This is a genomic window from Leptothrix toolikensis (SeqCode), from assembly GCF_057922285.1.
In genome coordinates this window covers 1-10,057 of the sequence record NZ_JBYSVC010000084.1, presented here as the reverse complement: position 1 = coordinate 10,057, position 10,057 = coordinate 1, and the positions used below count along the sequence as shown (strand labels likewise).

7 protein-coding genes are annotated in these 10,057 nt (G+C 62.2%); 3 read left to right on the top strand and 4 right to left on the bottom strand.

Features of this window, described 5'->3' with window-relative positions:
• The 3 genes from AC3VI7_RS10815 to AC3VI7_RS10805 form a co-directional block, all read left to right on the top strand.
• Positions 1 to 531, top strand: a 531-nt coding sequence (locus AC3VI7_RS10815; RefSeq protein WP_489671515.1) for a hypothetical protein, incomplete at its 5' end; no start/stop codon positions are given.
• Between the two features lie 9 nt (positions 532 to 540).
• Positions 541 to 1,209, top strand: coding sequence for a hypothetical protein (locus AC3VI7_RS10810; RefSeq protein WP_489668059.1), 669 nt, complete (start codon positions 541 to 543; stop codon positions 1,207 to 1,209).
• A gap of 24 nt (positions 1,210 to 1,233) precedes the next feature.
• On the top strand, positions 1,234 to 4,464 hold the full coding sequence (locus tag AC3VI7_RS10805) for an adenylate/guanylate cyclase domain-containing protein (RefSeq protein ID WP_489668060.1): 3,231 nt from the start codon (positions 1,234 to 1,236) through the stop codon (positions 4,462 to 4,464).
• Here AC3VI7_RS10805 and AC3VI7_RS10800 read toward each other — a convergent pair.
• The 4 genes from AC3VI7_RS10800 to AC3VI7_RS10785 form a co-directional block, all read right to left on the bottom strand.
• Positions 4,461 to 5,228 (bottom strand): hypothetical protein, encoded by a 768-nt coding sequence (locus AC3VI7_RS10800; RefSeq protein ID WP_489668061.1) that lies wholly within the window; start codon positions 5,226 to 5,228, stop codon positions 4,461 to 4,463. The two genes, AC3VI7_RS10805 and AC3VI7_RS10800, sit on opposite strands and share 4 nt — an antisense overlap.
• Entirely contained in the window at positions 5,225 to 8,629 is a 3,405-nt protein-coding gene (locus AC3VI7_RS10795) for a hypothetical protein (protein ID WP_489668062.1), read from the bottom strand. Before AC3VI7_RS10795 ends, AC3VI7_RS10800 begins: the two co-directional genes overlap by 4 nt.
• A 46-nt stretch (positions 8,630 to 8,675) precedes the next feature.
• Positions 8,676 to 9,716, bottom strand: coding sequence for a polyprenyl synthetase family protein (locus AC3VI7_RS10790; RefSeq protein WP_489668063.1), 1,041 nt, complete (start codon positions 9,714 to 9,716; stop codon positions 8,676 to 8,678).
• Positions 9,701 to 10,057, bottom strand: a 357-nt coding sequence (locus AC3VI7_RS10785) for a hypothetical protein (RefSeq protein ID WP_489671514.1), incomplete at its 5' end; no start/stop codon positions are given. The genes AC3VI7_RS10790 and AC3VI7_RS10785, both read right to left, overlap by 16 nt.

The window sequence follows — 10,057 nt, the reverse complement described above, 5'->3', positions numbered from 1 at the left end:
ATGGCGCGCCAACAGCCTTGGTTCAACGACACGGTGTTCATGCTCTACGGCGACCACGGCATCATGGGTCAGCCGGGGGCCAATATGCCGAGCTACTTCGGGCCGCTCGGTCTGACCAACGGCCACAACATGCTCTTGCTGTATTCGCCGAGCTGGCTCAAGCCCAAGCGCCTAGATATGCCGGCCAACCAAGTCGATGTGATGCCGACCTTGGCGGGGCTGTTCGATCAACCCTATCTCAACACCAGCCTAGGACGCGATCTGCTCGACCCGCGCTTCAACGCGGATCGTTCGGTCTTTACCTTCATGCCGGAAGTGGGGCTGTTATCGGCTGATCGCTACGTCACGACCGGCGCGCCCGGACGCAATGGGCGGGCTTGGTCGTTGCAAGACCCACTGGTCGAAGTGCCGGTCGCTGCACGCGAAAAAGAGATGCAGCAACTCGCGCAGGCTTGGTACGAAACCGCGCGCTACATGGTCAAGCACAATCCGCCACGACCCCATGCGCCCCCCGTTGCCGTCAAACCTTGATGTGTGTTTATGACCCAAACCCCTGAAGTTCTTCTCGTCACCGGCTATCTCAGTTGGGCATTGATCCTCCTTTGGGTCGGGGTTCAGGCGGTTTTGCGTCTGGCTCCCAGTGTCGAGGTCGCCCGTCAGAGCTGGAAAGCTTGGCTGGTACCGGGCCTGTTGGGCGCGGTCCTGGTTTTGGCCGCCTTGCCGACAGCGGTCTTCCTGCGTAGCGCTTTTGGTGACCCGGCCATTTCAACGGCTTTTTTGGCCGGTTGGGTGGTGTGGGCGCGGCTGCGTCCGGTGCATCACCGCATCGAGGCTTACAGCGGCGAGCATGACCGCATGGTGGTCTGGCGTCGCCGCTTGGCCGCCATCATCGCCATGACGGGTGCCGTGCTTTATGGCAGCGCCTTGGGGCCGGTGGACGTCGATCTCTACGCATGGGGCTACACCCGCGCCGGCTCGATGTGGATCTTGGTCGCTGTGGCTCTATTCAGCCTGATGGCCCGCCAAGTACGCAGCGCGATCTCTTGGGCCATGCCCATCGCCTGCATTGCCTTCGGTCTGGGCCTCACCGTCTCCACCAACCTCTGGGACGCCCTCATCGACCCCTGGCTCTGGAGCATTGCCGTCGTCATTTCATTCCTGCCGAAGTCCAAGACCACCGCATCTTTAGATGCGGTGGGACATGTGTAAGAAAAATTGATTGAGAACAACAAAATGCACTGTGCGAAATGTGGCCACGAAAACCATGCGTTGGCCAAATTCTGTGGTGAATGTGGCACCCCGATAGGTAAGGCCTGTCCGCGTTGCCAAGCCAAGAATGCGCGCGGTGCGATGTCGTGTACGCATTGTGGGCAGTCGCTGGGAGCCTCTAGCCCAGAAATCAAAGGTGAGCGGCGTCAGATCACGCTCTTTTTCAGCGATTTGGTCGGTTCGACCACCTTGTCCGGGAACATGGATCCGGAGGATCTCCAGCGGCTCTACGCTGAGTATCAGCAAGGCTGCGCCGATATTGTTCGTCGTCACGGTGGCTACGTCGCTCAGTTCCTCGGGGACGGCATCTTGGCGTACTTTGGGTACCCCACCGCGCATGGCGACGACGCCGTGCGGGGGGTTCAAGCGGGGGTCGAGCTGCTGCAATATTTTGGCGACACCAAACTGGTGCGTCGGCTGGCTTCGGTGCGCGTGGGCATCCACACCGGCGTGGTGGTGATGTCCGGGGCCGGTGGCGACAGCCGACGTGAGCCCTTGGCGCTGGGTGAGGCCCCCAACATTGCCGCACGCGTGCAATCGGAGGCCAAGCCAGACACCGTGGTGGTAAGCGAGGCCACACGCCGCTTGATTGGCGAGCACTTCATGCTCAACCCGCTGGGCTCGCACACCCTCAAGGGGATCTCGCGGCCAGTGCAGATCTTCGAAGTCCTTGGGCGCAACCGCTCGGCCTCGCGCCTCGACAAACTTGCTGCCGAAGGCATCGCACGCTTCAGTGGGCGCGAGCGTGAGCTGGCTTTGATTCGCGGCGTCTGGGCCGAGGCCTGTACCCAATCACGCCGGGTGTTGTTGATCCGTGGTGAGGCCGGCATCGGCAAGTCCCGCTTGATGGGCATGGCCCGCGAGATCGCCAAGGACCAGCTCCATGAAGTGTTCGAGGTCGAGTGCTCGCCCTACGACATGAGCAGTGCATTCTTTCCCATCGTCACAATGCTGCGGCGACGCTTGGGACTCGATGCGGCTGCGCAGTCGCCAGAACAGATGTTGGAGGTGCTTGAACGCTTTGCCGCAGGGCGTCAGGCCCCGCTGGAAGAGGCCCTGCCGCTTTTGGCCGATTTGTTTTCCATCCCCACCGGCGACCGCTACCCCCCCCTTGAGATGGCGGCTGCACGCCGACGTCAGCGCACGCTGGCGATCTTGGCCGATTTGTTGCAGCACGCCCCCGATGGCCTGCCGGTGCTGATCCTGATGGAGGACCTGCATTGGGCCGACCCATCTACGCGAGAGCTGATCAACGCGTTGATTGCGAGTCAGAAAGACACGCCGTTGTGTTTGATCTGCACGGCACGGCCCGAGTCTTCGCTGCCATGGACCGACACCACACCGGGCATGTCTGTCCTTGATGTCGCGCCGCTACCGCAAGACGCAGCCCGGGGGCTGATCAAAGACATCGTGGGTTCGAAGCCTTTGCCGGCGAGTGTGGTCGCCGAGATCATTGAGCGCACCGGCGGTGTGCCGCTGTTCGTCGAAGCCGTGACCCGGATGATTCTTGAGAACGGCTTGCTCCAAGAACGCGAAGATCGTTATGAGCTGACGAGGCCCCTGCCGTCCTCGTCGATCCCGGACACGGTACACGACTCGCTCATGGCGCGGATCGACCGGCTGGGGCCCGATAAATCCATCACTCAGCTCGCTTCGGTGATCGGCCGGCAATTCGATATCGCCTTGTTGCAACGGGTATCTGGTCGCACGCGTGAAGACTTGGTGGAGACGCTGGACAACCTGTGCAAGCTGGACTTGTTTGTGGCCTGTAGTGGTGCCTCAGCGACGATCAGCTGCTATTCGTTCAAGCACGCGCTGATCCAAGACGTGGCCTATGAATCGCTCTTGCGTGCGACACGGCAGGAGATTCACCACAAGATTGCACTCACGCTGCGCGAGCATTTCCCCGAAACCCTTGCGTCACGGCCCGATCTGCTGGCACAGCATTTCACCAAGGCGGCTGAATACATTCAGGCGATTGAATACTGGCTGCGCGCCGGTCAACAGGCGCTGGGTCGGGCGGCCAATCACGAGGCGATGGCCCATCTGAAGCAAGGGCTCGAACTGCTCGATCACCTCCCCATCGCGCAGCGCTTGTCGTGCGAGCTCGATTTCCGCTCGGCCCTTGCACCGGCACTCACGGCCACGCAGGGTTGGGTGTCGGACGAGCTGGCTCAGACCTATCGCCGAGCGGGTGAGCTGCTTGACTTGCTGCCCAACAGCCCACAGCGTTTGACGGTGCTTTGGGGCACATGGGCGTACCACTTTGTGGCCGGGCATGTGGGCGAGTCTCTGGCGCTGGCCCCCCAAGTGCTGGAACTGGCGCTGGGCGTGGGTAATCCGTTGTTGGTCCCGCCCGCCCGACACGCGACGGCGTGCTCTTACACCTATCACGGTGATTTTGCCAAGGCCATTGAGCATGCTGACGCGGGCTTGGCGGTGTTCGATTTCGAGCGTGAACGCTTGATCGCCCAGAATTTTGGCCATGCTTCCAGCGTTTGTTTGGAATGTTTCAAGGGCGATTCGCTCTGGATGCAGGGCTTCCCCGATGAGGCGCTTGCCGCGAGTGATCGTTCACTGGACTTGGCGCGGCGCTTGAATCACATGCCCTCCTTGGCGTGGGCCGTGAGTTACAAAACCTGGTTCCATCACCTCTTGCGCGATCCGCAGCGCATCATGGAGATGGCGGACGAGGCCATCTTGCTGTCGGGCGAGGAAGGCTTTGCCTTCTGGGAGCCGATGGTGGCGGTCTATCGCGGCTGGGCCTTGGTGATGCAGGGGCGGCACGAGGAAGGGCTGACGTCGATGCGCGGCGGTCTTGCGCGTTACCGTGCAGCGGGCAACGGTTGCACGCAGGTCCACATGCTGGCCGCGCTGGCCGAAGCCCTGTGGGAGACCGAGCATTTTGACGAGGCCTACAGCGTGCTGCGCGAAGGCATGGGTTTGGCCATAACGACCGAAGAAGGCTTTTATGAGCCCGAGCTGTACCGGCTCAAAGGCTTTTTCCAGCTTCAGCAGGCTCGGCGCTTGGCGGCGGAGCAGCACAACGAGCGTGAACAGCTGTGGGTGTCGGCCGAGAAGAGCGTGCGCCTAGCCGTTGAGATGGCACGGCATCAGAGCGCCAAGAGTTTGGAGCTGCGGGCGTTGAGCACCCTTGACGAGATTCAGCTCGCCGCGAGCGCAAAGCCCCGTTAAAGAAGGGGCACGTGCGCCATGCCAAGGCGCCAGGGTGCTTGCAGCTCATAAGAGCCCATCACCATGGCATCTATACCCTCGCTCAAGCCCGTCGCAGGGAAGCGGCCTCGCCCGAAGCCTTGGACGAAGGCTTGCTGAACCGTGACAGCGGTGTGCAGCGGGCGCAGCGTGGCGGAGGGCCAATGCTTGTCGAAGTCGGCCACCACCGACACCGGACCCAGCGTCACCGGCATTTGCGACACCAAGGGCTGATTCAGCATCGCTTGAATGGCTGCGAAGTGGGGATAGCTGGTGACAGGTTGGGCTTCACCGGCAGCGTTGAAATCCAGCGAGATCAGCGCTGAGCTGTCTTCGGCATCAATGGCAATGCGGTTGGCGGCGTTTTTGAAGCGCGCGAGCCGTTTGGCATAGCCCCAGTAGAGGATCCCGCCCAGCGTGGCCAGCACGCTGTCGAGGAACAGCTGCGGCATGTAATAGAACGGGCCCACCTTGCCACGTCGCGCCATCGTGTACGGCACGCCGAAGGTGAACTCGTTGTAGCTCAGGCTCGGCAGCAGCGACGGGATCGACATCTCGGCGCGCAAGAGCGCGTTGAACGACAGGATCACCGGATGCGTTCCCGGTGGGGTGACGCTCTGGGCCCCAAGCTCCAACTGCGCCGGCAGGAAGCGCGCGACCTGTTCGATGGGCAGCGCCAGCGTCACGCTGCGAAAGCAGCCGGTGCCATGCAGATTCACCACGTTGAAAGGGTTGATCGTGCTCATGAGGCGGCCTTGTCGCTGTTGTTGTTGTCGTTGTTGTCGGCGCGCCCCCGGTACCAGCCCTCATCCCAACTCCAAGTCGTGGCCAGCAGTTGGCCGCTGTAGCTACCCACGGCATCCCGCCGAATGCAAAAGTCAGGTTTTTGGTAGGCCCGGGCCAGTGCATCGCGGATGGCCTGTTCGATGGCGTCACACCAATGGCGTGCGGAGGTCACCGCCTCACGCAGACGCGAGGCATCGGTCAGGATGTCGGAGGCCGCCACCACCGTTGCTGGGGCATCGGCGGCTTGATCGGCGTTGTCTTTTTGGGGCGGCTTGGGGAAGAAGCCGAGCAGTTCTTTGAGCCGGTACAGGTGGTCTTGCGCTCGATCCGGTCGCCGTGGCAAATCGCCCAGACTCTTGGGCATCAGCTTGTCGTCGATGTCGCGCAGGGTTTCAACCAACGCTGTTTTGGCGGCTTCGATGTCTTGGGTGTGGGACGTTGTGAGCGTCCCGGCGTCTTTGCTGGTGTGGCGCGCCGAGAGGCTGCGCTCATAGTGGTCGAAGGCCAGCTCGAAGGCCTGACGCTTTTGAGCGATTTCGGGGATCTTGGGGCTGCCGTGCTCCGGGTGCAAAAGCTCTTTGTAAAGAGCGTCGAGCTTGGGCGCAAACCCTTTGTGGCGCGTAAACGGCATCAGCAGCCGTTTGTACATCGCCATCTGGGCGGCTGCGTGGATATCCGCGCCTTGAGGCAACTGTTGCAAGGCCTGCTCAAGCAGGGATCGCCCCCGCCGCCAGCGGGCGTTCGGGTGGGTATTGCCCCATTCCCGCGACAAGATCGACTCGATGACGATCTGGGGGTCCACCGTCTTGACGGTGGTGCGTGCTTGCGCTGGGGTGATGGTGGGGACCGCTTTTTGGCTCGCTATCTTGCGCGAGAGCGCCATCAGCAAGGCCATGTCGCTCGGGTCGGCCCGATCCTGAACGGTTTCGTCGTTGAGCGTGGCTTGGATTTTGGGGCCGTGTTTGGTGGTACCCAGTCGCCCACTGAAGGCGTCGGGTTTGACGATGCTCCATGCATGCGCGCCGCAGCGATACGCCAAACGCTCGGACAACGATTCGCTCAGTTTGGCGCGCAGCGTGAAGGGGCGGATCGCTTGCACGTTGTAGACGATGCCGGTCTTGGCGCTGGATTCTCGCGTGCCGATCAGACCGAGCTGCTTGACGATGTTGAGCTTGGGGTAATCGTGGATGCGGACCACCAAGGTTTCTTCGATTTCGCTCAAGTCGTAGAGCTCTTTGATGGTCCGCTGGACCCGAACCAGCGCTTGGTAGCAGGCTTTGTCGGGGTCCACCACATCGCGGAACTGCATCAAGGAGTAGAGCGAAAACGGCGCTTGGTTGCCAAGGAGCTCCAGTGCGAGGGCCCGAGCGGTCTTGCAGTGGTCCTGCGCCTGAGATTCGGGGGTCGTCTTTTTCTTGCTGCTTTGGGCGGTTTTCTTCTTGCTGAGCAGTTCATCGCGCAAGGTCTGCGACCACCGGGTGGCGTTGTCGCGGAAGTTGTCGGTGCCAAGGCCGGCATTGACTTCGTTTTGCACGATCTCAACCAGCGGCTGCATGTGTGCTTGCTGACCCGCATCCAGCGCCGACCACGTTTCAGCCTCCACCCGCAGCAAGACCTGCTGCGGTTGGGTGTCGTTGGGTTGATCGGACAGCCAAACGCTTTCGGGGCGCACGAAGTTGGCGGTGCGGGCGTCGATGCCTTGCACTTCATAGCGCGTGATGGCGGTTTTGCAGTCATCGACGAAGAAGAACGCCGGCACCATGCCCACGCCTTCGATCTCCCAGCCCTCTTTGCTTTGACGTTCCCAGCAGACCGGCACGAGAAAAGACAGCTCGTACTTGGCCCAGTCGCCGATGTTGTTGCTTTCAGAGGTCACCCGGCCAAAACTGGTCGCAGCCATGTAGACATAGGCCAGATCGGCGTCAGGCTCTCTCGACCAGACGCGCAGTCGCACACCCGCTGCCGGCTCATCGGTGCCCGTGTTGGCCAGCGCGTTGTTCATCATCTCGTCGAGATGATGTTGCAGCGTCTGGCGATTCGCCAAGAGCGGCAGGACGCGCATGTTGGTGCCACTGAACTCGAACGGCCCGGTGACGGCCTCAAGGGCCGAGGCGACCATGGTGTTGAAGCGCGGCGGCGGTTCGTCCTTGGGCGGGGTGTCCTTGGCATGGGCCCTTTGGGTGGGATCGGTGGCCATCTTTTGGCCCGCACCGTCACGCCAAACACCGTCTTCGGTGCGCCAGCCCAAGTTGACGCTTGGCAGCAAGCTGACGTTGGTCTGCATCCAAAACGGTGCCACCGGAGCGATTTCGGCCACGCTCACCTCGCCATCACGCCAGCGGCGCTGGACTTCGAGCCCCAGTTGTTGGGCAATCGGTAGGTTCGGATACTCGTGCAAGCGGATCACGTGGCCGCCGGTCGCGTCACCGAGCAGCAGTTGCTCCTCACCCAGCAGACCGCCGGCTTGGAACGAATTGATCATCATCGGCCCGTCGGTCAGGGCTTGGTAGCAGACGCTGTCCAAGTCATGGGTGCTGCGGAACTGCTTCAGATTGATCGAGTGGGTCACGAAGCCCGGGCTGTTCATCTTCAGCCCCGGGGCGATGCGCCCCAGCATTTGGGTGAGTAAATCCGGCTGACTGAGCGGATTGACCTTCGAGATGCGCATCGCCTGAGCCAGCCACTGAGCATCCCGGCTCAAGCCCCCGGCGGCGTTGGCCAGCTGCGAGGCGATGGTCCACGGTGCCATGGGGCTGCCGGTGTTGAAGGGCACGCGCAGGTTGGACATCGGCGCGGCGCGGTCGATTTCGAGGAAGACGCGGCGCTCCATGCGCTGGCCGGCGTAGGCCGTCGGGAACACATCTGTTTCCACTTGCGCCAGCGACACGGGGCCCAAGGGGTTGTTGATCCACGCACTCGGCGCAGCCGTCACTTTGGCCAGCACCTTTGGGAAACCCGACACCGTGCGGCCCAGCGGCACCGAGAAGTTGTCGTCCACGTAGATGAACGGCGTGATGGTGGCCCAGTCGTGGAACACCCAACGGCCATCGACGAAGCGGTACCACTCCAGCGGCACGGCGAAGAAGACTTCCACTTGCGAGAACCAACCCAGCCCAGACGCTTCACCGACTTGGCCGTAGTCGAGCACCGAGAGGAAAACATAGGGCAAGGAGGCGCGAAAGCGCCCGACCGACTCGGGGACGAAGTTCAAGTAGCCGTTGCAAAAGCGTTGCAAGGCATCCAAGCTGGCGCGCAGCGGAAAGACACGCGACGACAGCCCGTTGAAGACGAAGGGCGGTTTGGCCGGCAGCGGATTGCACGTCAGCGTGGGTAGCTGAGCGGTGAACTGTTCGGGCGTCATGGTGGAAGTCCTTTTGCTGAGCGTGTTCCTGAGGGGTCAGGTGCGTTCAAGTACGTTCGATCGTCCAAGCGGGCAGCGCTTCGATGAAACGGCGGTCGCGTGAATCGGGCACGTGGCGATAGAGCTGCTCGAACTCAAAGCGTGCCGATCCCGCCAAGCCATGGGCGACTTGCCGGGCGTAGTCGATGCAGTCGTAGTGATCCATGCGAGCTCGCACCCAGCGCGCGTCTTTGTCCGTGCGGGCGGCGCGCGGCAGGGCCAAGAAATCGCGCAGGCGCTCGCGCTCGTCGGCAGTGCAGGACTCAAAGAGCCGAATCAGCATCAGCGTGCGCTTGCCTTCAAGAATGTCGCCGCCCAGCTCTTTGCCGTAGGTTTGAGCGTCACCGACCAAATTGAGCAAGTCGTCTTGAATCTGAAAAGCGGTGCCCAAGAAAAAACCAAAGCGCACGCACTGATCCAGAAGTTCCGGCCCCGCTCCGGCGATCAACGCCCCAGTGCGGCTGGGATGGATGGTGGCCAGCCAGCAGGTCTTTTTCAGGACCATCTCAAGGTAGTTGGCCTCGGTGATGTTGATCGGGTTGTCGCGTCGCCAGCCAAGCTCAAGTGCTTGGCCTTCGGCGGATTCCCGCGCCATCCGATCACTTTCTTCCAAAAGACGCAGCGCCATGGGCGGGCCGAGAACGTGACGGTTGTCCATCAAGGGCCGCATGGCCACCAAGGCCAGCATGTCGCCCACATTGAGCGCGATCGGCACGCCTTCGCGGGCGTGCAAGGTCGGCTCGCCACGGCGTAGATCGCTTTCGTCTTCGATGTCGTCGTGGATCAGCATCGCGTTGTGCATCAGCTCAATCGACACTGCTGTGCGTAGCGCCGCATGCACCGGCGCGCCAAAGGCGCGGGCGGTGGCGATGCAGATGCTGGGCCGCAGGCCCCGCCCGCCGCGACGCGGGTAGTCGGGCAGCAAGTCGTACAAGTAGCGACGCGGCTCGCCTTGGGGCAAGTAGTCGAACAGCAGGCCTCGGGTCAAGGCGGCGTATTCCTCCAAGACCGAGACGACCAGCTGTTGATCGGTCACGGCTGAACCCATGGGTCAGTGACCGGCAGCGGGCTGACCATGATGCTGACCTGTCCCCATGGGCGACCTGTTTGATCGAGCACCGTGGCTTCATGGCGACCTGCCACAGTGTTCTCAGCGGCGGTCAGGCGCACACGCACCTGACCGGGGGCCGAATAGAACTCAGCCCAAGGCCCTTGCGTGCCGGTGTCAGTGCCAATGCCGGTGCCGGGCGGCGGGACAAAAACAGCGCGCAAGGTTTCCATGTCAGCGCCTGGCTCCAGCGAAACGCTGACTTCGCCCAAGCGCTTTGAAAGCAGCTCGACCGAGAGTTGAGCGCGTGGTGCGTGGGGTGCGTGGGGTGCGTGGGGTGC